We start from the raw sequence: 21,890 nt of genomic DNA, 5'->3' as shown, positions 1-21,890 counted from the left end.
GCGTGTTTCCGTTGGCGGAAAACGTCGGTGGCGGGACTGACCCGCCGACCGGTGTGCCCGGATAGTAAGGGGCAATCCACGGGCGTGTAAACGGGAGATTTGTTGGCTGCGTTTCAGCGCATCAAGTGAAAGGCCAGCCCGGCAAGGGCGCAAACGATCAGCACAGTGATCACGCCACGCTTGAAAACGAACAATGCCAACGCCGCTGCAACCGCCAGCGTCACCGAGAAAAAGTCCATGTGCCCGGCAAAGCCGTTCGGCCAGAACACGTGGTAGGCAAAGAAGCACGCCAGATTCAGAATCACCCCCACCACCGCTGCGGTGATGGCGGTCAACGCAGCGGTGAACTTCAGTTCATTGTGAGTCGACTCCACCAATGGCCCACCAGCAAGGATGAACAGGAACGAGGGCAGGAAGGTAAACCACGTCACCAGCGTCGCCGCCAATGCGCCAGCGGCGAATGCATGTTCCGGGCCGAACGCCGGTTGCACATAACCGCCGATAAAACCGACAAACGCCACCACCATGATCAGCGGTCCCGGCGTGGTTTCGCCCAAGGCGAGGCCGTCGATCATCTGCGTCGGTGTCAGCCAGCCGTAATGCCCGACAGCGCCCTGATAGACGTAGGGCAGCACCGCATAGGCCCCGCCAAAGGTGAGCAACGCGGCTTTTGTGAAGAACCAGCCCATTTGCGTGAAGGTGCCGTCCCAGCCGTACAGAGCGGTCAGCAACGCCATCGGCAAACACCAGAGCGCTGCGCCGATCAGCACTATTTTCAGCAATTTGTGCAGGCTGAATCGTGCGTGCTCAGGTGTTGGGGTGTCGTCGTCAATCAGCGCTGCGCCGAAGGATTTTCCACCGCTGCGCTGACCGCCGTTAGCGAAGCGCTGGGGGGCCAGTCGTCCACCGAAATAACCGATCACTGCGGCGCCAAGCACGATCAACGGAAACGGCACATTGAAGGCAAAAATCGCTACGAACGAGGCGCCGGCGATGGCCCACAGCCACGCGTTTTTCAATGCCCGCGAGCCAATGCGGTGGGCCGCGTGCAGGACAATCGCCGTGACCGCCGGTTTGATCCCGTAAAACACCCCGGCCACTGCCGGCACATCACCGAACGCTATGTAGACCCACGACAGTGCGATCAGGATGAACAGCGACGGCAAGACAAACAGCACACCCGCGATCACGCCGCCCCAGGTTCGATGCAGCAGCCAGCCGATGTAGGTCGCCAATTGCTGGGCCTCAGGGCCGGGCAGCAACATGCAATAGTTGAGTGCGTGGAGGAAACGTCTCTCGGAAATCCAGCGCCGGCGTTCGACCAGTTCCTGATGCATGATCGCGATTTGCCCGGCGGGGCCGCCAAAGCCGATGCAGCCGAGCTTGAGCCAGAAGCGCCAGGCATCGCGAAGGCTGACCGGGTCGGGGCGTGGTAGGTCTTTGGGCGTTGTACTCAAGCGTGGCTCCTGAGGTGAATCCGTGGGGAGCGGCTATCTAATCAGGCTTTTGTGACGGAGTGCCAGACAGTTTGATGTTCAACGCGTGGCGCCAGGCTTGTGGCGGATCTGTCCGTTGTATTACGGAGTCTGCAGATCATGCCAGGGCTTGATCCATTGGCGACTGGCGCACAACCGCACATGTGATGCGATCCCGTTTACGCCGATGAGTGACGGTTCAGCCGCCGGTCATGTTCATGAACCGCACGACCTGAACGTCGTCGTTCACTTCAAAATTGTGCCGATACGGCTTGAGCTTCATGGCTTCGATGATGGCCTTCTCCAGCCGTTGCGGTTGCCCCGGGTGGGCGCGCAGTACCGCTTTCAAATCCACCGAATGCTCGTTACCCAGACACAACAGCAAACGCCCCTCGACAGTCAGCCGAACCCGATTGCAGGTGCCGCAGAAATTGTGGCTGTGCGGCGAGATGAACCCCAAACGAATTTCCGGTGCCTCGGCCAGCCGCCAGTAGCGCGATGGGCCTTGAGTCGATTCGGCGGAGTCGATCAGGGTATAGCGTTCGGCGATCTTGTCGCGCACCTGTGCGCTTGAGAAAAACGACTCCGCCCGGCTGTGCTCGCTGATGATCCCCAGTGGCATTTCCTCGATGAAGGAGACGTCAAGCTGACGGTCAATGGCGAAACTCACCAAATCGTTGATCTCTTGATCGTTGCGGCCCTGCATCACCACGACGTTGAGTTTGGTGCGGGTGAAACCGGCCTTGCGCGCAGCATCGATGCCGTCGATCACCTGAGCCAGATCGCCGGTGCGGGTCATCTGTTTGAAACGCTCGGGGTTGAGGCTGTCGAGGCTGACGTTGAGGCGTTTGACCCCGGCATCGAACAGCGGCGCGGCGAGTTTGCCGAGCTGCGAGCCGTTGGTGGTCAGGCACAGTTCGCGCAGCCCGGGCAGGGCAGCGATCTGCTCGCACAACTTGACCACGCCCGGGCGGATCAACGGCTCGCCACCGGTGAGGCGGATCTTGCGGGTGCCCAGGGCGACGAAGCTTCGCGCCAGTTGATGGATTTCTTCCAGCGTCAGTACCTGTTGCCGGGGCAGGAACTGCATGTCTTCGGCCATGCAATAGACACAGCGGAAATCGCAGCGGTCAGTGACTGACATGCGCAGATAGTCGACGCGGCGGTTGTAACCATCGATCAAGACGCGCTCTGACATGACAGCCTCGCAGGAGTGAGAAATCCGCGATTAACGGAACAAGACCGCGCAGGTTATGGACAACGTTGTGTGGCGTCCAATCACTGTTAGTGAACGGCTGATTGATACCGTCGATGATCAGATGTTTTTTGGCAGCGGGGTTATGAATAGCGATCAGACAATGTGCGCAGGGGGAATAAGTACCCACTGACACATACACCACCCATCCCCTGGGGGAGCGGGCTTGCTCGCGAAGGCGTCAGGTCAGGCACCATCGATGCTGGATGCGCCGGCCTCTTCGTGAGCAAGCCCACTCCCACCTTGAATCGTGGTCAGCCGCAAATCTCATCCACCCACCCATCCCCTGTGGGAGCGGGCTTGCTCGCGAAGGCGTCAGGTCAGGCACCATCGATGCTGGATGTGCCGGCCTCTTCGTGAGCAAGCCCACATTTAATCTGCGTTGCTATTGAGCACCAAACATCGTGGTCCAGTAGATGCCCGCGTCGCTTTTCGGGTCGGTCGCGTAGGCTGCGCCGAGTTCCTTGTATTGCGGGTTCATCAGGTTGGCGCAATGGCCGGGGCTGGCGAGCCAGCCGTCGACGACTTTGCGCACGGTGTCCTGGCCGGCGGCGATGTTTTCACCGACCAGTTGACCGTTGTAACCCGCGAGTTCGGCGCGGTCGCCCGGGGTGCGGCCGTCGCGGTCCTTGTGATCGAAGTAATTGTTGTTGGCCATGTCGCGACTGTGGTCCTGGGATACGGTGCCCAGGGTTGCGTTCCAGGCCAGTGGGGCGGCAGCGCTAAAGGCCTGGCCGCCGCACTGGCGTGGCTGACTGCGAGCGACATTGAGCTGCTCAAGCAGTTTCTGGCCCTCACTTTGCGCATCGCCAAGTTTGGCCGACAACAATGGCCGCGCCAGCACAATCCGCCAATCGCGATCCGCGCGGCTGACGCCGACATCGACGAACTGTGGATCGAGCACCACCTGACAGAAACTCTCCTGAATCGCCTTCATTGCCGACGCCGCATCCCGTGGGCCGTTGAGGGTGATCGCCTGAACTTTGTTCATCGGGTAACTGGCGCGGACCATGGCCTGTTGCAAATCGACGGCGCCACCGGCGGGCAGAATCAGGCGCGGATCGCTCGACAGCGGTGGCAGTTCGCTGGAGGCCTGAGCACCGCAACGTTGCGGTTCGCTGCGGTATTTATTGATCGACTCGATCAATTGCGACTCGTCGGTGGCCATGGCCGATGCGGCAAAGGCCATGCCTGCGGTCAACGCGGCAACGCGTAAAAAGGATGGCATGAAGCGCATGGAAATCTCCCTTGAGCTGAATGCACCCATGATGCGCGAAACGCCCCCGGTGGGTGCAATGTCTTTTTCTTCATTCGGTGGTTTTTTCAGCGGAACGTTACCCGCGATTTTGCCGTCTACACTCAGCCAAGGCCCCGGAAAACGGGGGTCTCCCCTGCGTAACACCTTGCCCGACTCGGGCCCTGCCGGAAGAACTGACATGGGATTGAAATGGTTGATTGGCTGCTTCGCGTTAACCCTGTTAGCCAACGTTGCAATGGCCACCGATCAGGCGCCGATCCAGGCCAAGGCCGAAGAGAAAGCCCAAGTGCTGGAAGAGAAAGCCGCGGACAAAGTCAGCGCTGCTCCGGCGCCAAAATCCGAAGCGATCACCCCAACCGAAGTTCAGGCGGTGGACCCGGCCGGCGCTGCGCCGCTGGATGATCCGATCACGTGCCTGGCGCGCAGTATTTACTGGGAAGCCAAGGGCAGGGACACCCCGGAGATGGAAGCCGTGGCCAGCGTGGTGATGAATCGTCTTGGCCATGAAGGTTTTCCGGGCACAGTTTGCGCCGTGGTGAAACAGGGTTCGGAAGCCAAAACCTGCCAGTTTTCCTGGTGGTGCGATGGCAAGCCGGATCAGGTCAAGGAAGACGCCGAATACGCGCTGGCAAAGGAAATTGCCGGCAAGGCGTTGAACCGTCAGCTCAAGGATCGCACCCACGGCGCGTTGTATTTCCACGACCGCAACGTTCATCCGGGTTGGGCCAAGGAATACCGGAAAACCGCCGAGACGAAAAAATTCCTGTTCTATAAACCCTCCGGCGGCGATGCGCGTTAGGCACAGACTTCCCGCACGCAGTTGCGCAACCAGCGATGCGCCGGGTCGGCGTCCATGCGCGGATGCCAGAGCATGGACACACTGATTGGCGGCATCTGGAAGGGCAAGGCAAAACTGTGCAGGCCGGTGCGCAGTTTGCTGGTGTGACGTTCCGGCACGGTGGCAGTCAGGTTTGATTCACGGACCAGTGTCAGTGCCGCTGAAAATCCGCCGAATGAAGTGACAATGTCCCGCGTCAGGCCCAAGGCGAGTAACGCTTCATCGACCGGGCCGCTGCTGCGCCCGCGTCGTGAAATGAGAATGTGCTGGCCGCCGGCAAAGCGCTTGGCGCTGATCTTGCCCGAACTCAAGGGGTGCCCCTGACGTACCACCCCGATCCAGCGATCCTCAAACAGGATACGGCTGTGCAGCGTCGGGTCGGTGCTGTCGTCGACCACACCAGTCTCCAGATCCACCCGGCCTTCGCGCAGCGGTGTGCTGTCCTTGTCGGCTTTCTGCACAAAACGCAGGCGTACGCCCGGCGCTTCTTGCGCGATGCGGGCGAGCAGGGCGGCGGCAAAGGTTTCGACAAAGCCATCGGTGTTGCGCAAGGTGAAGGTGCGTTGCAACTGGCCGGGATCAAGCACTTCGGCGGGACGCAAAACCGCCTCGGCCTCCTGCACCAGATGACTGACTCGCTCGCGCAACTCCAGCGCGCGCGGGGTCGGCACCAGGCCACGACCAGCGCGTACCAGCAACGGATCGCCGGTGGTTTCGCGCAGACGGGCCAGAGCACGGCTCATGGCCGACGGGCTCAGGCGCAGACATTTGGCGGCGCGGGCGACACTGCCTTCACGCAGCAGCACGTCGAGGGTGATCAGCTGGTTCAGATCCGGTGCAGTCATGACATGGCGTTCCGTGCATGTATTAAGTGCAAAGCATGCGTCTTGCGCCTTGTATTGTCGAGGCTCAGGCTACGACACATTAACGTTGCACAGTGAATGCGCCATGCCTCGACCACCCCTGAACACCACAGCCCGCTGGGCCCTGACCAGTCTGGCGCTGTCGATGTTGATGCCGTCGCTGGACACCAGCATTGCCAACGCCGGGTTGCCGATTCTGGCGGCGGCGTTTGAGGCGACGTTTCCACAGGTGCAGTGGATCGTTCTGGCTTACTTGCTGGCGATCACCACGTTGATTGTCAGTGTCGGGCGTTTAGGGGATGGCTTCGGGCGGCGGCGTTTGCTGTTGATCGGCATCGGCATTTTTACTGCCGCCTCGTTGGCCTGCGCGCTGGCCCCGGGACTGGGTTGGTTGATCGGCGCACGGGCGGTGCAAGGCCTTGGCGCGGCGATCATGTTCGCGTTGACGATGGCGCTGGTGGCCGATGCAGTGCCCAAGTCTCGGGCGGGCAGTGCGATGGGATTGTTGGCGACGATGTCGGCGACCGGCACCAGCCTCGGCCCGTCGCTGGGCGGATTGTTGATGACGCATGCCGGCTGGCAGTCGATTTTTCTGCTCAACGTGCCGTTGGGCTTGCTCAATGCGTGGCTGGTGTATCGCTATCTGCCGGCGGATCGGCCAGCGCGGGTGAATATTGCGTTTGATTATTTCGGCACCGGGTTATTGATGCTGACGCTGGCGGCCTATGCGTTGGCGATGACCCTTGACGGGTTCACCCTGGCGTTGCTGCTGATCAGCCTGTGCGGCGCGGGATTGTTCATTGCGGTCGAGATGAAGACCAACGCACCGCTGATTCGCTTGTCACTGTTCGCCGACCTGCGTCTGAGTGGCAGTCTGGCGCTGACGTTACTGGTGACGACGGTAATGATGACCACGTTGGTGGTCGGGCCGTTTTACCTGAGCCGTGGGTTGGGCCTCACCAGTACGGTGGTCGGACTGGCGTTGTCGGTCGGGCCGTTGTTGGCGGCGTTCGGCGGCGTGCCGGCTGGCCGGTTGGTGGATCGTTTCGGCGCACGGAGAGTGGTGCCCGGCGCGTTGCTCGGAATGGCCTGCGGTTGCAGCCTGTTAGCGCTGTTGCCGATGAGCTTCGGTCTGTCTGCGTATTTGCTGCCGATGGCGGTGATCGCCGGCAGTTACGCGTTGTTCCAGGCAGCCAACAATACCGGGTTGATGGCTGGGGTCAGCCAGGATCAGCGCGGCGTGATGTCGGCACTGCTCGGGTTGGCGCGCAATCTGGGATTGATCACCGGGGCGGCTGCGATGGGGGCGGTGTTTGCCGTGGCCACCGGCGATCCGACCCAAGCCCCTGCTGCCGTTATCGCCACTGGGTTGCACATGACCTTCGGCGTCGCCACGGCCCTGATGGTCATTGCCCTGATCATCAGCCGAGCGCAGATCAACTGCAGGAGCGAGCCTGCTCGCGATAGCGTCGGCACAGTCAAAATCTCAGGTGATTGATCCACCGCCATCGCTGGCGGTGGATCAGTCCCGGAATTGGCGGGCGGGGAAAAACAGTTCGAAGCACGTCTCGCCATCGACGCTGCTCACCGCGTAACGACCGTGATGCAACTGCATGATCGTCGCGACGATCGAAAGGCCTAGCCCATTCGAGTGCGCCGAGCGCTCGCGAGACGGGTCGATGCGGTAGAAGCGTTCGAACAGTCGCGCCAGATGTTGCGGCGCAATCGTCGCGCCCTGGTTGCGCACCCGCACATAGCTGCCTTCAGCCTCGGCAAACGCCTCGACCTGCACCGTCGAATCTGCTGCGCCGTACTTGATTGCATTGGCGCACAGATTGGCCAGTGCCCGGCGCAGCAACATCGGCTCGCCCCAGATCACGCCGCTGCCTCGCGCCTCGATGCACACGCCGACATCCGCCGCCAAGCCTTCAAAGTAATCGGCGATGCGTTGCACCTCATCGGCCGCGTCCAGCTCCTGACGTTGATTCAAGGCACTGGCCGGATCGGTGCGGGCCAGAAACAGCATGTTGTCGAGCATGCGGGTCAGCCGCTCAAGCTCCTCGACATTGGAGGCGAGCAACTGCTGATACGCCTCGATGCTGCGATTCTGGTGCAGGGCAACTTGGGTCTCGCCGAGCAAGTTATTGATCGGGGTACGCAGTTCATGGGCCATGTCGGTGGACACCTGGCTCAACTGCGCAAAACCTGTGGCGAGGCGGTCGAGCATGGCGTTGAACGCCTCGATCATCGGCTGCAACTCTCGCGGTGCACCATGGCTGTCGAGGCGTTCACCGAGGTTGCCGACCCCGATGCCGTGGGCGTGGTTCGCCAAGCGCCGCAACGGCAACAGCCCGCGATACACCAGCAAGCAACCAATCACCGCCAACATCAACGCCGCCAGCGACGCGAAGCCATAAACACTCAAACGATAATTGGCGAGCATCGCCGTGCGCTCGCTCATCAGGCGCCCGGACTGTACTTGCAGACTGCCCAGTTCGCCGGAATCGATGCTTGCCGCCACGGCCGAAAACGGCACGCCGTTGACGTCGGGCAGATGCTGCACATCGTTCAGCGACAGCGGCCGGTCAATCGGCACCGCCGGCAAATTTGGCGTGGCCAGGTTGCCGGGATTGACAACCAACAGCGGCGGTTGGCCCGGCGCACCGATGGTCAGCAGCGCTTCGTGGTTGCCGAGCATGTTCTGGAACAGCGCCGGTTTGTGCTTGATCAGCTCAAGGGTGTTGCTGTCGTTGAGGAAACTGCGCAACTGATCGACCCGACTGACCAGCGCCGTGTCGTCCCGTCGGATGAGTTGTTCTTCAAGCTCGCTGTACAGCGCCGCGCCGAGCCCGGCGAGTGAGGCAAAGGCGAGCAGGGCGAACGCCAGCGCCAGGCGCAGGGTCAGGGAGTGTGGGCGATTGATGCTCATGGCTGGGTATCGAAGCGATAGCCGATCCCGCGCACGCTGTGGATCAGTTTGAGCTGGAACGGGTCGTCGATCTTCGCCCGCAAGCGGCGCACGGCGACGTCGACCACGTTGGTGTCGCTGTCGAAATTCATGTCCCACACCCGCGAAGCGATCAGCGAGCGCGCCAGCACTTGCCCGGTGTGGGTGGCGAACAGTTGCAACAGGGCGAATTCCTTGTTGGTCAGGGTGATCCGTACTCCGGCGCGGTTGACGCGGCGTTTGAGTACATCGATCTGCAGGTCGGCGACTTGCAGTTGTTCGTCTTCATGAATCGGCCCGCGCCGGGTCAGGGTGCGCAAACGCGCTACCAGTTCGGCGAAAGAAAACGGCTTTATCAGGTAGTCGTCAGCGCCCAGTTCGAGGCCTTTGACCCGGTCGGCAATGTCATCGCGGGCGGTGAGGAACAGCACCGGCGTGTCGGCTTCCTTGCGCAGCCGGCGCAGGACTTCCCAGCCATCCATTTTCGGCATCATCACATCGAGCACGATCACGTCGAAGCTGTGTTCCAGCGCCAGGTGCAGACCGTCGGCGCCATCTCGGGCCAGGCTCACGCTGTAGCCCAGTTCCTGCAAACCGTTGAGCAGATAATTGCCGGCCTTGGGTTCGTCTTCGACAACCAGAATATTCATGGGTGACCCGTCTCAATTGTCGTTGGTGCAGCCGCTGCCTTGTACTTGATAGTCCAGCACATGTTCACGGCCCTGATGGTCGAGGTAATTCAGTTGCGCCGGAATTACCCCGCAGGCCTGTGAAATATCGGTGCTGGACAGAACTTTGTCGACATCCAGATGCACGATGAAGCCGGTTTTGTCATGAATCACTGCGGTGTCAGGCATGTCGGCGGCGAGCACCGAACCGGTGGCGAGGAGGGCGGAGAAGGCGAGGATCAGGGTTTTCATGATGAGTCACTCAGTGGTTGAAGTTGATCGGCATTGGCGCCGGAACAACGTCAGGCTACCGAGCGATCCGCACGGCAAACCGACAACTGAATGACAAAGTTGTAATGAAAGGAAGGCGAAGAAATTTTATCTGACTGAATACGACCCTGTGGGCGCCAGCCCGTTGGCGATTGCGGTGGATCATTCAGCATTAATGTTGAATGTCATGCCCTCATCGCTAGCAGGCGGGCTGCCACAGGGGATTTGTGTGTTCGGATTAGCTGGCGTGAGTATTGAGGATGCTCGCCACCTGCTGCGGCTGACAATTGAGGTACGGCGACTTTTTCAGCCAACGCTGATCCGGGTACCACGAGAACATGAACTGGCCGTTCTTGAGTTTATCGATCACCTGCTTGGCAATCTGTGGTCGCACTGCCGGGCAACCCTGGCTGCGACCGATGCGGCCCTGACGCTTGCTCCACAACGGATTCACGTAATCGGCGGCGTGGATCACGATGGCGCGATCGCGGGCCATGTCATTGAAACCCGGTTCCAGGCCGTCCATGCGCAACGAGTACCCGTGTGTGCCTTCGTAGCTTTCCTGAGTGCGGAACAGGCCCAGGCTGGATTGATAACTGCCTTCGCGATTGGAGAACTGCGTGGCGAAGTTTTCCCCGGAGTTGGAGCCATGGGCGACCAGGTCGCGCAGCACCAGTTTTTTCCGGGTCAGATCGAAAATCCACAGTCGACGCGCGGTGGACGGTTGCGAATAATCAATGATTGCAAGGTGGCGAGACGGCTTCGCACCGTTGTTGACCGCGCATTGCATGGCGCTCAAGGCACCTTTCAGCGCTTGGGGATTGAGTTCTGGTGCGGCGTGCGCGAGGCTGGTAAAGAGAACCGGCGATGGTTTGCCGGCGGCGAAAGCTGGGCTGGCCACGGCGACAAGGGTCGCGCTGGTCAGCAGAAGTCGGCGCAAAAACGTCAACATTTATAAAGTGTCCTCACTGGCTACTTGTTTGGCACTTTGGCTCCTGACTCCCAGTCATAACCTGCAAGCCCGCAGATCGGGCCTGACTGTTCAGCGCACCTGATGTAAGGTTGGCCATCATCAAGATGGCCATGGATTGGAGTAAAGCAGTTGTTCAAAAAGTACGCATGCTACTTGAGCATTTGTTTGCTCGCTGCGCCGTTTGTCGCTTGTGCCGATGATTCGTTGCCGCCCTTGCAGACGCTGCCCACGCCGCCGGCCGAAATGCCCGTCGAGCCGCATAGCCCCTTGGAGGCTGTGCTGATCGGTCTGCCACACGCATGCCCGGCCATCGCCGCGCACCTCAACGGCCCCGCGCTGGAGCAACTCAAAGCCTTTTATCAGCAGCAGGACTGGATGCCGGTGTGGGCAAGTGAGTCCGGGCGGTTGCAGGCCTTGCACGGGCAATTGCAGTTGTTGGCCGACGACGGTCTCAACCCGAACCGCTACCCGGTCGCGATGACCCCGCCCCAGGAAGGCGAGTTATGCGCCGATATCGACATCAGCCGCTATTACCTGCAAGCCCTGCAGGACCTGCATTTCGGTCGACTGCTGCAATCTCATTTCGAGCCGCTCTGGCGTGCCGACGATACGCCGCGCGACCGTCAGACTGAATTGCTCGCAATCGCGGTGCCAGGCATGCATGACCTTCGCGCAGCGTTCGACCTCGCACGTCCGCATCTGGCGCAGTACCAGAACCTGCGTCAGCTCTACGCCGCGCAACGGCTCAAAGCCTTGCCACGATGGCAGTCAGTCGGCAGCGGACCGCTGCTGCGCCCGGCCATGGAAGACAAGCGTGTGCCGGATCTGGCGCTGCGTCTCTACAGCGAGGGTTATCTGGCCGACTACATCGCCACCCCCAGCAATGCCTACGACGCTGTGCTGGTGGAGGCGGTGAAAAACTTTCAGACCCGTCATTCGTTGCAGGCTGATGGTGTGGTCGGGCCGGGGACAATTGCCGAACTCAATATCAGCCCGCTGGCCCGCCGCGACCAATTGCGGGTCAACCTCGAACGGTTCCGTTGGCTGGCGCAAGACTTGGAGCCCAATGGCCTGCTGGTCAACGTCGCCGCTGCTGAGCTGACGCTGTATCAGGGCGGCAAACCCGTGTGGCAGACCCGCACGCAGGTCGGTCGCGCCGAACGCCAGACACCGCTGCTCAAGTCCCGTGTCACGCGCCTGACCCTGAACCCGACCTGGACCGTGCCGCCGACCATCTGGAAGGAAGACAAGCTGCCGGCGATTCGCAAGGACCAGACCTTCCTCAGCCGCCAGAACCTGCAAGTGCTCGACGCCAACGGTCAGCCCTTGGCGGCAGCCGACATCGACTGGGATAACCCCGGCAATATTCTGCTGCGTCAGGACGCCGGGCCGCGCAACCCGCTGGGGCAGATGGTCATCCGCTTCCCCAACCCGTTCTCGGTATACCTGCACGACACGCCGAGCAAGGCGCTGTTTGACAAGGGGCCGCGAGCGTTCAGCTCCGGCTGTGTGCGGGTCGAGCACCCAATGCAACTGCGCGATTTGCTGCTCACCCCGGCAGAAAGGGCCCGCACCGAAACCTTGCTCGCCACGGGCACCACCCATGAATTTCGCTTGGCGGCGCCGGTGCCGATCCTGATGACCTACTGGACGGTGCAAGTCGACAGCGCAGGTCACGTTCGCTATTCGCCCGACATCTACAGCCGTGACGGCGCATTGCTGGCGGGGCTGGACAGGGCGCATTAAGCGTCTGCGGGTGCTTGGTTTTCAGAGCACCCGCGCTGCCGGTCAGCATGGCCCACAAAAAACGGATCTATTTCCATGCGACGACTTCCCTCATTGGCCGCCCTGCGCACGTTTGAATGCGCCGCCCGCCACGCGCATTTCGGTCGAGCGGCGGCGGAGTTGTGTGTCACCGACAGCGCCGTCAGCCACCAGATTCGCCAGCTCGAAGAACAGTTCGGCGTGTCGCTGTTTATCCGCGAAGGCCGACAGATTCGTCCGACCATCGCTGCCGGACGCCTGATGCAAAGCCTGCAGCAGGCCTTCGAACTGATCGGCGACGCTTGCGACGAACTGCGTGACCCGTCCTCGCTCGCCGTGTTGCGTCTGGCGGTGACGGCCGAACTTGCGCAAAAGTGGCTGATGAGTCGCCTCACCGATTTCTATGCGCGCTACCCGCACATCACTTTGCACCTCTATGAACAACCCATCGACGCGAGTGCACCGGGCGAGGACATCGACCTGGCCATCACTTACGGCACTGGTCCGGTGGACAGCAGCGCCTACTTCGTCCGGCCTTTGCCCGACCTGCAATTCTTCCCGGTGTGCAGCCCTGGTCTGTTCAATCAGGGCAGTCTGAAAACGCCCAAGGACCTGACGCGCCACTGCTTGTTGCACGACGACCAGGACGGCAAGACCTGGACCGCATGGCTGACCAGCCACGCCGGCGATCAGCGCCCGGAGCGTCAGCTGTATTTCGCCCATGCCGGGTTGGCGCTGGAGGCCGCCGCGCAAGGGCAGGGCGTGGCGATGGGCGACAACCTCACCGCGCAGGAAGATTTGCAGAGTGGCCGACTGGTGCGGCCCTTCACATCGAGCATGACGGCCTTGGGCCAATACGCGCTGGTTTGCGAGCGCTTGCGGCTGGAGCGTCCGGCTGTGGCGCAGATGCTGGAATGGTTCAACGATCAACTGGCCGATTGATGAGTTGAATTCAACTGTTCCGCAATAATCATCGTTGGCGGGCCCACGCCCTGCGACCTTAGCCTGTGGTCATTCCCATCCCGAAGACGAGGTTTGACCATGGCACGTTTGCTCGATTCCACCCCCAAACACGACGGCTTCCGTCTGCCTGGCGAATTCGAAGCCAAGTCCGGCTGCTGGCTCGGCTGGCCGGAGCGCACCGATGTCTGGCGCAACGGCGCCAAGCCTGCGCAGAAAGTCTGGGTGCAGATCGTCACCGCCATCTCCCACAGCGAGCCAGTCACCGTGTGTGCTAGCGCCGCGCAATTTGCCACCGCCCGCCGCCAGTTGCCACCCCAGGTGCGCGTGGTTGAGATGACCTGCAACGACACCTGGTTCCGCGACAGTGGCCCGTGTTTTGTGGTCAATGATCAGAGTGGCGAAGTGCGCGGCGTCGATTTCGAATTCAATGCCTATGGCGGACTCGACGGCGGCCTGTATTACCCGTGGGACAAAGACGACCAGATCGCCAGCAAGATCCTTGAGATCGAGCGTTTCGACCGCTACCGCGCGCCGTTGATTGCCGAGCTCGGCGGGATTCAGAGCGACGGCCAGGGCAGCATCCTCACCACCGAACAGTGCCTGCTCAACCGCAATCGCAACCAGCATCTGGGCAAGGACGAAGTCACCCGGCGCCTGACCGATTACCTCGGTGCCGAACAGGTGATATGGCTGCCACGCGGGTGCAAGTTCGATGAAACCGATGGCCATGTCGACGACCTCGCCTGTTTCGTTCGTCCCGGCGAAGTGGTCTTGCAGTGGACCGACAACCGTGACGATCCGCAGTGGGAAATCTACCAGGAAGCCTACGATATCCTGCGCAGCACCCGCGACAGCCGTGGCCGTGAGTTGATCGTGCACAAACTGCCGCAACCGGACGTGCTCGAATGGACCGCCGAAGAGGCCGAAGGTCTCGATCAGCAGGACAGTACCCACACCCGTCAGGCTGGCACGAAAATCTGTGCGTCGTACATCAACTATTACGCTGGCAATAGCTCGATCGTGGTGCCGCTGTTCGGTGATCGTAACGATCAAGTGGCGCTGGCGACGCTGGCCGAATTGTTCCCGCAGCACAAAATCGTCGGCATCGAAAACTCCCGGGAAATCCTCCTCGGCGGCGGCAACGTCGCGTGCATCACCATGCCGCAATACGCCGGCCTGAAAAAAGGAGCCTGAGCATGGGCCTGCACAAACTGACTCAAGCGTTAATGCTGGTGCTTGCACCCCTGTGTGTGCAGGCCGCCGACACCGCCAAACCGGTGGTTAATCTGTACATCTGGGGCGAATACCTGGCCCCGGATACGTTGAAGAATTTTGAGGCGAAAACCGGCATTCGTGTGGTGGCCGATCACTTTGATTCGCTGGAAACCGTCGAAACCAAACTGCTCACCGGGCGCAGCGGTTATGACCTGGTATTGACCGCCGGCCAGCACTTGTCGCGGGCCATCCAGAGCGGCGCGATACAGCCGCTGGACAAGGCCCGAGTGCCGCATTTCGCCGGAGTGGGTGAGGAGTTTCGCCAGCACATGGCGGTGTTCGATCCGGGCAATCGTTATGCAGGGATCTACGCTTGGGGCACCACCGGTGTGGGTTATCAGGAAGAGGCGATCAAACAGCGTCTGCCCGATGCGCCGACAGACAGTTGGGCCATGCTGTTCGATCCTGCGGTGGTGTCGAAATTCGCCGATTGCGGGGTCAGTCTGCTCAACGATCCCAACGAAGTGTTCGCCGCCGTCATGAAGTACATGGGGCTGGACATCAACCGGCAGAATCTCGATGACTTGAAATTGGCCGAGCAGCAACTGGCGAAGATCCGCCCGTACATTCGTTACTTCGACAATGACCTGAACATCAGCGACCTGGCCAATGGCAACACCTGTGTGGCGATGTCATGGAACGGCAACGTCGCCATCGCCGCGGGGCAGGCGCAGGCAGCCAACAAGCCGTTTACGCTGAGTTACCGGATACCGAAACAGGGCACACTGATCTGGTTCGACGCCATGGTCATTCCCAAGGATGCGCCGCATCCGCAGGCCGGGCTCGCGTTGATGGACTACTTGATGACCCCCGAGGTGATTGCGCCGATCACCGACACCATTCACTACGCCAATGCGATTACTGCGGCCGATGGATTGGTCGATGCGGCGATTCGTCATGATCCGGGGACGTATCCGTCTGCCCAGGTCCGGGCTTCGCTGTACAGCAAGAATGACAATGGCAAGGCGTTCAATCGGGCGTTGATTCGGGCATTCAGCCGGTTGAAGTCTGGCCTGTAAATGGGTGTTAAATCGACTGACGCCTTCGCGAGCAGGCTCGCTCCCACAGGGAACTGCATTTCAAATGTGGGAGCGGGCTTGCTCGCGAAGAACGATAACGCAGTCTACGATTTGGGCACCCGCCACAAATACCACGCGGCCACCGTCCGAAACGGACGCCAGTTCAACCCAATCTCAACCATCTGCTTGCGTGTTGGCTGCACCTCCAACCTCTTCAAACGTCGATACCCCTCACGCACACCAAAGTCGTCCGCCGGCAAAATGTCCATCCGTTCCAGGCTGTAGATCAGCAGCATCTCCACCGTCCAGCGCCCGACCCCGCGCAGGCTGACCAGCCGCTCGATCAGCGCTTCATCATCCATCGCCAACGCCGTGGCGTAATCCGGCACCACGCCGTCCAGCGTGGCTTGGGCGATGCCCTGAATCGTCGCAATCTTGCCCGCCGAAAACCCGCAGCCACGGATGCGATCAAAATCGGTCGCAAGCATCTGCTCAGGTCGAGGAAACGATTGCCCGGGAAACAACCCGACCAATCGCCCGACAATCGCATCCCCGGCCTTGGCATGCAGTTGCTGATAGGCAATCGAGCGCACCAGCGATTCGTAGGGATCCCGCGCTGGATGCGGTTGATGCAGGCAAGGCCCGACAGCGGCGATGTGCAGTTGCCAGTCGGTGTCGAGTGCGGCCAGAAAATCACTGGCCGCTTGATAGGTCGACGCCATGCTATTTCAGCAAGTCATTGACTTCGCCATAGGTGAACGCCTTCAGGTCGTGGGTATCGAGTTTGCCGGTGGCGAGGAAACTGTTCACCAGCCCACCCATCGCGCCGTAAAGGAATTCGGCGATCCCGGAGCCGGCGCTCAAACGGCGCACCCCCAGCACTTGCAGCGTCTCAGGTGGGGGCAGGCTGGCGAAGCCCAGTACGTTGACCGGCAGTGTCGTGCCCTGGCAGATGGCGTCGATTTCATAGGCGGCCGTGACACCCGCAGCAAACAGGCCGTCGGCGCCCGCGGATTGATACAGCGCGGCGCGGCGCAAGGTTTCGGTGACGCGCTCGTCAGCCGGTACCAAGCCCTTGAGATAAACGTCGGTGCGCGCATTGATGAACAGCTTCACATCGCGTTTTTTGGCGACCTGTCGCGCCCGTTCAATCTTGCGCGCCAGCAGTTCCGGGTCGGCGGAACCGTCCTCGATATTGATCCCGACGGCGCCGGCGGCTATCACCGCATCAAGCACTTCAGCCACGCGCCCCAAGTCATCGGAGTAGCCGGCCTCGACGTCCACGGTCAACGGCACGCTGATCACCCGAGCGATGGATTGCACTGTTGCGACCAGACGCTCAAGGGGCAGAGCGTTGCCGTCCGGGTAGCCATGAGCCCAAGCGACCGCAGCGCTGCTGGTAGCAACGGCTCTGCCACCCAGATGTTCGACCAGTCGCGCACCCGTGGCGTCGGCGACGTTGGTCAGAATCAACAGATCTTGCTGGTGCAACTGGTGAAACCGAGTGGCGAGCGTGTTCATCGAAATCCCTTTTGCTGACGGTGTCGAATCGTTAGAAAAGCAAAGGTTGCTTGAGTTGTAGCGCCGCGTTTTCGAGCCTCAGCAGAAAGGCTTTGCGTGGCTGCCCGCCACCATACCCGGTGAGCGAGCCATCCGCGCCGATCACCCGATGACAAGGCACCACAATGGCCAGACGGTTGTGCCCATTGGCCAGGCCGACCGCGCGACTGGCGCCGGGTTTGCCCAAACCGGCAGCAATCGCGCCGTAGGTGGTGGTGTGGCCGTAGGGGATTTGCAGCAGTGCCGACCAGACCTGCCGGGCGAACTCGCTGCCGGGCAGGTGCAACGGTACGCTGAACGTGCTGAGGTTGCCTGCAAAGTAGTCGGCCAGTTGTTGTTCGATTTGCTGTAGCGGCGCGTTGTGCCCCGGTGCGACCGCATAGCCATATCGACTCTGCAACTCTTCGACTTCCCGCGTCAGCGCTGGCCGATCAAGAAACTCCAGCAACACCAGCCCACGGCGCTCAGCCATGGCAATCATCGGCCCCAGCGGTGTGGTCAGGCGTGTGAACAGCAACGGCTCGCTGTTGGCCGTGCGACCAGGAGTGATGTGGAACGACTTCTGGAACGCATCACGAAAACCGCTCAGCGATTCATAGCCGGAGTCGAACGCCGCGTGGTCGATGGAGGTGCCTTGCTTGATGCCGCCCAGCGCCATGCCGAGTCGGCGGGTGCGCAACCAGGCATGGAAGGTCATGCCGAAATGCTGCTTGAACCAGCGCCGCAATTTCAGCGGCTCGATGCCTTCGGCGAGCAGTTGCGCATCGCTCCAGCGCACCTCCGGATCGGCATCCACGGCTTTGAGCAAGCTTTGCACCCAGTCCGGCGCAATGGCCGCCGCGTCCAGCGGTTTGCAGCGCAGACAGGCGCGATAACCGGCGGACATGCACTCGTCGGCGTGGGCGAAGAATTCGACGTTTTCAGGTTTCGGCTTGCGCGCCGTGCAACTGGGGCGGCAGAAGATACCGGTGGTTTTCACGGCCGTGAAGAACACGCCTTCATAAGCAGTGTCGCGTTCGAGCATGGCGCGAACCATCTCGGCGTGGGGCGGCAGGACAGTGGTTTGTATGTTCATGGCGTGAGAGTAAAACCAGTTTGTCGATGGCTCCACCGAAAAATCGACAGTGAATTTTTTTATATTTGCACCACAATCACCGGGTCGCTGAATGTGAGGAATCAAACCCATGCAACCGTTCGTCATCCAACACATCGATCACATCGTGCTGCGCGTTGCGGACCTGCAACGCAGCATCGACTTCTACGGCCAGGTGTTCGGCGCCGAAGTGGTCAAACGTAACGAACCGCTGGGTTTGGTGCACTTGCGTGCCGGCACCTCAATGATCGACCTGGTCGACCTGCAAGGCGAACTTGGCCGCAAGGGCGGCGGGGCGGCCGGGGCCGAGCGGCGCAACGTCGATCACTTCTGCCTGCGCATCGAACCGTTCGATGAAGACGCGCTGACTGCGCATTTGCAGTCTTTCGGGCTGACCGTGGAAAAAGCCGCCACCCGTTTCGGTGCCGAGGGCTATGGCCTGTCACTGTACTGCTTTGATCCGGACGGCAATCAGGTCGAACTCAAAGGCCCGTGCGAGATTTAAGTGCGTATCGCCTTCAACAGCGCGGAAGTTGCCGTCGACAACTGCCTGCGCAACAACGGTCGCAGGGCTTGGCGAACTATTTACCCATCGCTGTCGCGGTACCGCGGGCAGGGGCGTTGGTCAGTCCGGTCGAACTTTCCGGATACCGAACCGCTCTGAAACAATCTGAGGCGCCCCTTTTGGCGGAAAAATTGATCCTAGCGGTCAGAAAAAGCGATTGGCGTGTAAGATTTCGCCCAATGTCTCTCGAACCCTCGCCTGGCCCCAAGTGGCCCCACCAAGAGCGATCTACATGCAAGCAAAGCCCCGTGAGGTTTATGTACCACCGGTGTTGCAAGACCTACGAGCCGGGACTGCCGAGTTGCATATCGCGCTGGAAAAGCGTCTGCCTTTTTTCTCCGACGCCCTTGATGTGCCCGCCTTTAAACGGCTGATGCAGGCCTATTACGGCTTTTATTTACCGCTGGAAAGCGCGTTGCGGGACAGTGATGCGATTCCCGCCGATTTCGATCTGTCACCACGCCTCAAAGCCCAGACACTGCACAGCGACCTGAAAGCCTTGGGGGATTGCGCGGCGGCGATGAACAGCTTGCCGGTGTGCCAGCGATTGCCACTGATCGACTCAAGCGCCGCCAGCCTTGGCGTGTTGTACGTGCTTGAAGGTGCGACCCTGGGCGGGCAGATTCTGCGCCGGGAAATCGCCAGCCGTTTGGGCCTTGAAGCGCAAAACGGTGCAGCGTTTCTTGATGTTTACGGCGCCGCCACCGGTCGCCGCTGGCGCGAGTTCATTGAATACCTGGGCAGTCGCCCAATGCCCACCGCCGAACGCGAAGCCGTTGTGCTGGCGGCGCAAAACACATTCAGCTGTTTCGAGCGCTGGCTCGATAGCCGGGAGGTACTGGCATGAGCCCGCAAGACAAAGAAGCTTTTGAAAAACTGTTGGACAACTGTGCCGACGAGCCGATTCGTTTCCCTGGCGCCATCCAGCCCCACGGTTTGTTGCTGACCCTGAGCGAGCCTGCACTGAACATCATTCAGGTCAGCGCCAACGTCGACACCTTGCTGGCCCGCACACCAGAGAATCTGATCGGCCTGCCGCTGGAGCACCTGATTGGCGACGCGCCTGCCGAGACCGTGCGCCAAGCGTTGCTGCAATCGGCATTCTTCGATGCACCGCCGCTGCATTTCCAACTCAATGGCACAGCGTTCGAAGGTCTGCTGCACCGCCATCAAGGCGTGCTGATTCTGGAGCTGGAAATCCACGTCGAAAACTTCCAACCGCGCAACGTTGCCGGCAAACAGACCCACCTGGGGCGGATGCTTCAGCGCTTGCAAGCAGCCACCACGCTGCAGGCGCTGTACGACATCAGCGTCAAGGAAATCCAGGCCATGACCGGTTACGACCGGGTGCTGATCTACCGTTTCGAGGAGGAAGGGCACGGCCAGGTGATCGCCGAAGCCTCATCGCCGTCGATGGAAGTGTTCAACGGCCTGTTCTTCCCGGCCTCCGACATTCCCGAGCAGGCTCGCGAGTTGTACCGCACCAATTGGCTGCGGATCATCCCTGACGCTGACTATCAGCCAGTGCCGCTGGTGCCGAAGCTGCGTCCCGATACGCAGACACCCCTGGACCTGAGCTTCGCCACCCTGCGTAGCGTGTCGCCGATCCACTGTCAGTACATGAAGAACATGGGCGTGCTGTCATCGATGAGCATCTCGTTGCTCAAAGGCGACAAACTGTGGGGTCTGATCAGTTGCGGCAACCGTCAGCCGCTGCACGTTCCACACGACCTTCGCATGGCTTGCCAGACTATCGGTCAGGTTCTGTCACTGCAGATCAGTGCGATGGAAGCGCTGGAACTCAGCCGCCAGCGTGAAGAAAAGGTCGACGCATTGGCGTCGCTCAATCAGGCGATGATCGACTCGCCGCAAAATGTTTTCGACGGTTTGGCGAGCCAGCCGCAAGTGCTCATGGCGCTGACCAACGCTGGTGGTATCGCCATCATCGAAGACAATCAGTTGCACCGTTACGGTAGCTGCCCGGAACCGGAAGAAATCCGCGCGCTGCACAAATGGCTGCAAGGCACCGGTGAGCCGGTATTTGCCAGCCATCACCTGGCCAGCGTTTACCCGCCAGCCGAGCACTATCAACAGGTGGCCAGCGGTGTGCTTGCCATGAGCCTGCCAAAACCGGTGGATAACGGCGTGCTGTGGTTCCGTCCGGAGGTTAAAGAAAACATCAACTGGAGCGGCGACCCTCACAAGCCGCTGGATCTGGAAAACTCCGACGCTGGTTTGCGGCTGCGCCCGCGTACCTCGTTCGAAATCTGGAAAGTCGAGATGGCCGGTATCTCCACCAAGTGGAGCCATGGCGATCTGTTCGCCGCCAACGATCTGCGTCGTTCGGCGCTGGAAAATGACTTGGCCCGACAGGTGCGCCGTGAGCAAGAAGCAGTGCGCGCCCGTGATGAACTGGTCGCAGTGGTGTCGCACGACCTGCGCAACCCAATGACGGTTATCTCGATGCTCTGCGGCATGATGCACAAGGCTTTCAGCTCCGACGGCCCGCACACCTCGCGCCGAATCTCCACGGCTATCGACACCATGCAACAGGCCGCCGGTCGCATGAACACGTTGCTGGAAGACCTGCTAGACACCTCGAAAATCGACGCCGGACGCTACGTCATCACGCCACAGAAACTCGATGTCGGGCAGATATTCGAAGAGGCGCAAGCATTGCTCGCACCTTTGGCACTGGATAAGGACATCAGTATTTCCTTCGAGGCAGCCCCCGATCTGCGCATCCACGCCGACCCCGAGCGATTGTTTCAAGTGCTGTCGAATCTGGTCGGCAATGCGATCAAATTCACCCCGCGCCTGGGCACGGTCGGCGTCCATGCCAAATTGGTCGGCAATGAAATTGTCTTCACCGTGCGTGACAGCGGCGAGGGGATTCCCAGGGAAAACCTGCCCCATGTATTCGACCGTTACTGGACAGTGAAAGAGGGCAATCCGACAGGCTCAGGCCTGGGTTTGTACATCACCCAAGGCATCGTCGAGGCGCATGGCGGGCGCATCGTTGCCGAGAGTGAGCCAGGGCAGGGCAGTGAGTTCCGCTTCACGGTGCCGCGTCTGGATTGATCGCAGGGGCATTTTCTTCAATA

At 60.8% G+C, this 21,890-nt stretch carries 20 protein-coding genes; 9 read left to right on the top strand and 11 right to left on the bottom strand.

Annotated elements, in window-relative coordinates; translation table 11 throughout:
• Positions 1 to 113: 113 nt before the first annotated feature.
• The 3 genes from chrA to ACIOU6_RS08555 all read right to left on the bottom strand — a co-directional run bounded on the left by chrA (position 114) and on the right by ACIOU6_RS08555 (position 3,967).
• Positions 114 to 1,457: a chromate efflux transporter gene (gene chrA, locus ACIOU6_RS08565; RefSeq protein ID WP_221733862.1), complete on the bottom strand. Its 1,344-nt coding sequence runs from the start codon at positions 1,455 to 1,457 to the stop codon at positions 114 to 116.
• Between the two features lie 217 nt (positions 1,458 to 1,674).
• Positions 1,675 to 2,673, bottom strand: a complete 999-nt coding sequence (moaA, locus tag ACIOU6_RS08560) for a GTP 3',8-cyclase MoaA (RefSeq protein ID WP_221733861.1) — start codon at positions 2,671 to 2,673, stop codon at positions 1,675 to 1,677.
• 442 nt (positions 2,674 to 3,115) lie between these two features.
• Positions 3,116 to 3,967: a CAP domain-containing protein gene (locus ACIOU6_RS08555; protein WP_401135407.1), complete on the bottom strand. Its 852-nt coding sequence runs from the start codon at positions 3,965 to 3,967 to the stop codon at positions 3,116 to 3,118.
• A gap of 199 nt (positions 3,968 to 4,166) precedes the next feature.
• On the opposite strand from ACIOU6_RS08555, the gene ACIOU6_RS08550 reads away from it, so the two are divergent.
• Positions 4,167 to 4,787 (top strand): cell wall hydrolase, encoded by a 621-nt coding sequence (locus ACIOU6_RS08550; RefSeq protein ID WP_221734162.1) that lies wholly within the window; start codon positions 4,167 to 4,169, stop codon positions 4,785 to 4,787.
• On the opposite strand, the gene ACIOU6_RS08545 is transcribed toward ACIOU6_RS08550, so the two are convergent.
• On the bottom strand, positions 4,784 to 5,671 hold the full coding sequence (locus ACIOU6_RS08545) for a LysR family transcriptional regulator (RefSeq protein ID WP_401135404.1): 888 nt from the start codon (positions 5,669 to 5,671) through the stop codon (positions 4,784 to 4,786). The genes ACIOU6_RS08550 and ACIOU6_RS08545 overlap by 4 nt on opposite strands.
• A gap of 103 nt (positions 5,672 to 5,774) precedes the next feature.
• Between ACIOU6_RS08545 and ACIOU6_RS08540 the strand changes: the two genes are divergently transcribed.
• A complete protein-coding gene (locus tag ACIOU6_RS08540; RefSeq protein WP_401135401.1) occupies positions 5,775 to 7,187 on the top strand; it encodes an MFS transporter in 1,413 nt (470 codons plus the stop codon).
• A 24-nt stretch (positions 7,188 to 7,211) separates the two neighbouring features.
• Here ACIOU6_RS08540 and ACIOU6_RS08535 read toward each other — a convergent pair whose 3' ends face one another.
• The 4 genes from ACIOU6_RS08535 to ACIOU6_RS08520 all read right to left on the bottom strand — a co-directional run bounded on the left by ACIOU6_RS08535 (position 7,212) and on the right by ACIOU6_RS08520 (position 10,526).
• Positions 7,212 to 8,618 carry a heavy metal sensor histidine kinase gene (locus ACIOU6_RS08535; protein WP_221734159.1) on the bottom strand — a complete coding sequence of 469 codons (1,407 nt, stop codon included), beginning with the start codon at positions 8,616 to 8,618 and terminating at the stop codon, positions 7,212 to 7,214.
• The gene (locus ACIOU6_RS08530; protein WP_221734158.1) at positions 8,615 to 9,286 is read right to left on the bottom strand and encodes a heavy metal response regulator transcription factor; all 672 of its coding nucleotides are present in this window, start codon (positions 9,284 to 9,286) and stop codon (positions 8,615 to 8,617) included. The genes ACIOU6_RS08535 and ACIOU6_RS08530 overlap by 4 nt, the downstream gene beginning before the upstream one ends.
• A gap of 12 nt (positions 9,287 to 9,298) precedes the next feature.
• Positions 9,299 to 9,556 carry a DUF2790 domain-containing protein gene (locus ACIOU6_RS08525; RefSeq protein ID WP_401135397.1) on the bottom strand — a complete coding sequence of 86 codons (258 nt, stop codon included), beginning with the start codon at positions 9,554 to 9,556 and terminating at the stop codon, positions 9,299 to 9,301.
• A 256-nt stretch (positions 9,557 to 9,812) separates the two neighbouring features.
• Positions 9,813 to 10,526 carry a murein L,D-transpeptidase catalytic domain family protein gene (locus ACIOU6_RS08520; RefSeq protein ID WP_221734156.1) on the bottom strand — a complete coding sequence of 238 codons (714 nt, stop codon included), beginning with the start codon at positions 10,524 to 10,526 and terminating at the stop codon, positions 9,813 to 9,815.
• 150 nt (positions 10,527 to 10,676) lie between these two features.
• Here ACIOU6_RS08520 and ACIOU6_RS08515 point away from each other — a divergent pair, with 150 nt between their 5' ends.
• From ACIOU6_RS08515 to ACIOU6_RS08500, 4 genes are all read left to right on the top strand, one after another.
• Positions 10,677 to 12,293 carry a murein L,D-transpeptidase gene (locus ACIOU6_RS08515; protein WP_401135394.1) on the top strand — a complete coding sequence of 539 codons (1,617 nt, stop codon included), beginning with the start codon at positions 10,677 to 10,679 and terminating at the stop codon, positions 12,291 to 12,293.
• 75 nt (positions 12,294 to 12,368) lie between these two features.
• The gene (locus ACIOU6_RS08510; protein ID WP_221734154.1) at positions 12,369 to 13,253 is read left to right on the top strand and encodes a LysR substrate-binding domain-containing protein; all 885 of its coding nucleotides are present in this window, start codon (positions 12,369 to 12,371) and stop codon (positions 13,251 to 13,253) included.
• A gap of 99 nt (positions 13,254 to 13,352) precedes the next feature.
• A complete protein-coding gene (gene aguA / locus ACIOU6_RS08505) occupies positions 13,353 to 14,468 on the top strand; it encodes an agmatine deiminase (protein WP_401135391.1) in 1,116 nt (371 codons plus the stop codon).
• A 2-nt stretch (positions 14,469 to 14,470) separates the two neighbouring features.
• Positions 14,471 to 15,568 carry an extracellular solute-binding protein gene (locus tag ACIOU6_RS08500; RefSeq protein WP_401135388.1) on the top strand — a complete coding sequence of 366 codons (1,098 nt, stop codon included), beginning with the start codon at positions 14,471 to 14,473 and terminating at the stop codon, positions 15,566 to 15,568.
• Positions 15,569 to 15,672: 104 nt separating this feature from the next.
• Here ACIOU6_RS08500 and ACIOU6_RS08495 read toward each other — a convergent pair whose 3' ends face one another.
• The 3 genes from ACIOU6_RS08495 to ACIOU6_RS08485 are packed head-to-tail and all read right to left on the bottom strand — an operon-like array spanning position 15,673 to position 18,203.
• Positions 15,673 to 16,290, bottom strand: a complete 618-nt coding sequence (locus tag ACIOU6_RS08495; RefSeq protein ID WP_221734151.1) for a DNA-3-methyladenine glycosylase — start codon at positions 16,288 to 16,290, stop codon at positions 15,673 to 15,675.
• Between the two features lies 1 nt (position 16,291).
• Positions 16,292 to 17,089: an isocitrate lyase/phosphoenolpyruvate mutase family protein gene (locus tag ACIOU6_RS08490; RefSeq protein ID WP_401135385.1), complete on the bottom strand. Its 798-nt coding sequence runs from the start codon at positions 17,087 to 17,089 to the stop codon at positions 16,292 to 16,294.
• A 31-nt stretch (positions 17,090 to 17,120) separates the two neighbouring features.
• A complete protein-coding gene (locus ACIOU6_RS08485; protein ID WP_401135382.1) occupies positions 17,121 to 18,203 on the bottom strand; it encodes a bifunctional transcriptional activator/DNA repair enzyme AdaA in 1,083 nt (360 codons plus the stop codon).
• 109 nt (positions 18,204 to 18,312) lie between these two features.
• On the opposite strand from ACIOU6_RS08485, the gene ACIOU6_RS08480 reads away from it, so the two are divergent.
• The 3 genes from ACIOU6_RS08480 to ACIOU6_RS08470 all read left to right on the top strand — a co-directional run bounded on the left by ACIOU6_RS08480 (position 18,313) and on the right by ACIOU6_RS08470 (position 21,867).
• Positions 18,313 to 18,726, top strand: coding sequence for a VOC family protein (locus ACIOU6_RS08480; RefSeq protein WP_221734148.1), 414 nt, complete (start codon positions 18,313 to 18,315; stop codon positions 18,724 to 18,726).
• A gap of 292 nt (positions 18,727 to 19,018) precedes the next feature.
• Positions 19,019 to 19,633, top strand: coding sequence for a biliverdin-producing heme oxygenase (locus ACIOU6_RS08475; RefSeq protein WP_401135379.1), 615 nt, complete (start codon positions 19,019 to 19,021; stop codon positions 19,631 to 19,633).
• Positions 19,630 to 21,867 carry an ATP-binding protein gene (locus tag ACIOU6_RS08470; RefSeq protein ID WP_401135376.1) on the top strand — a complete coding sequence of 746 codons (2,238 nt, stop codon included), beginning with the start codon at positions 19,630 to 19,632 and terminating at the stop codon, positions 21,865 to 21,867. The genes ACIOU6_RS08475 and ACIOU6_RS08470 overlap by 4 nt, the downstream gene beginning before the upstream one ends.
• Positions 21,868 to 21,890 lie beyond the last annotated feature (23 nt).

Origin of the sequence: Pseudomonas sp. NPDC087615 (genome assembly GCF_044743445.1) — a bacterium.
GTDB classification, from domain to species: Bacteria; Pseudomonadota; Gammaproteobacteria; order Pseudomonadales; family Pseudomonadaceae; genus Aquipseudomonas; species Aquipseudomonas baetica_A.
Note: the sequence above shows the minus strand (reverse complement) of the source record. Positions and strands in the feature narration are given on the sequence as shown.

Bases quoted from the DNA above. Each gene is read 5' to 3' on its own strand.
- moaA (WP_221733861.1), bottom strand. From the start codon at position 2,673: ATGTCAGAGCGCGTCTTGATCGATGGTTACAACCGCCGCGTCGACTAT.
- ACIOU6_RS08555 (WP_401135407.1), bottom strand. From the start codon at position 3,967: ATGCGCTTCATGCCATCCTTTTTACGCGTTGCCGCGTTGACCGCAGGC.
- ACIOU6_RS08550 (WP_221734162.1), top strand. From the start codon at position 4,167: ATGGGATTGAAATGGTTGATTGGCTGCTTCGCGTTAACCCTGTTAGCC.
- ACIOU6_RS08545 (WP_401135404.1), bottom strand. From the start codon at position 5,671: ATGACTGCACCGGATCTGAACCAGCTGATCACCCTCGACGTGCTGCTG.
- ACIOU6_RS08540 (WP_401135401.1), top strand. From the start codon at position 5,775: ATGCCTCGACCACCCCTGAACACCACAGCCCGCTGGGCCCTGACCAGT.
- ACIOU6_RS08535 (WP_221734159.1), bottom strand. From the start codon at position 8,618: ATGAGCATCAATCGCCCACACTCCCTGACCCTGCGCCTGGCGCTGGCG.
- ACIOU6_RS08530 (WP_221734158.1), bottom strand. From the start codon at position 9,286: ATGAATATTCTGGTTGTCGAAGACGAACCCAAGGCCGGCAATTATCTG.
- ACIOU6_RS08525 (WP_401135397.1), bottom strand. From the start codon at position 9,556: ATGAAAACCCTGATCCTCGCCTTCTCCGCCCTCCTCGCCACCGGTTCG.
- ACIOU6_RS08520 (WP_221734156.1), bottom strand. From the start codon at position 10,526: ATGTTGACGTTTTTGCGCCGACTTCTGCTGACCAGCGCGACCCTTGTC.
- ACIOU6_RS08510 (WP_221734154.1), top strand. From the start codon at position 12,369: ATGCGACGACTTCCCTCATTGGCCGCCCTGCGCACGTTTGAATGCGCC.
- aguA (WP_401135391.1), top strand. From the start codon at position 13,353: ATGGCACGTTTGCTCGATTCCACCCCCAAACACGACGGCTTCCGTCTG.
- ACIOU6_RS08500 (WP_401135388.1), top strand. From the start codon at position 14,471: ATGGGCCTGCACAAACTGACTCAAGCGTTAATGCTGGTGCTTGCACCC.
- ACIOU6_RS08495 (WP_221734151.1), bottom strand. From the start codon at position 16,290: ATGGCGTCGACCTATCAAGCGGCCAGTGATTTTCTGGCCGCACTCGAC.
- ACIOU6_RS08490 (WP_401135385.1), bottom strand. From the start codon at position 17,089: ATGAACACGCTCGCCACTCGGTTTCACCAGTTGCACCAGCAAGATCTG.
- ACIOU6_RS08485 (WP_401135382.1), bottom strand. From the start codon at position 18,203: ATGAACATACAAACCACTGTCCTGCCGCCCCACGCCGAGATGGTTCGC.
- ACIOU6_RS08480 (WP_221734148.1), top strand. From the start codon at position 18,313: ATGCAACCGTTCGTCATCCAACACATCGATCACATCGTGCTGCGCGTT.
- ACIOU6_RS08475 (WP_401135379.1), top strand. From the start codon at position 19,019: ATGCAAGCAAAGCCCCGTGAGGTTTATGTACCACCGGTGTTGCAAGAC.
- ACIOU6_RS08470 (WP_401135376.1), top strand. From the start codon at position 19,630: ATGAGCCCGCAAGACAAAGAAGCTTTTGAAAAACTGTTGGACAACTGT.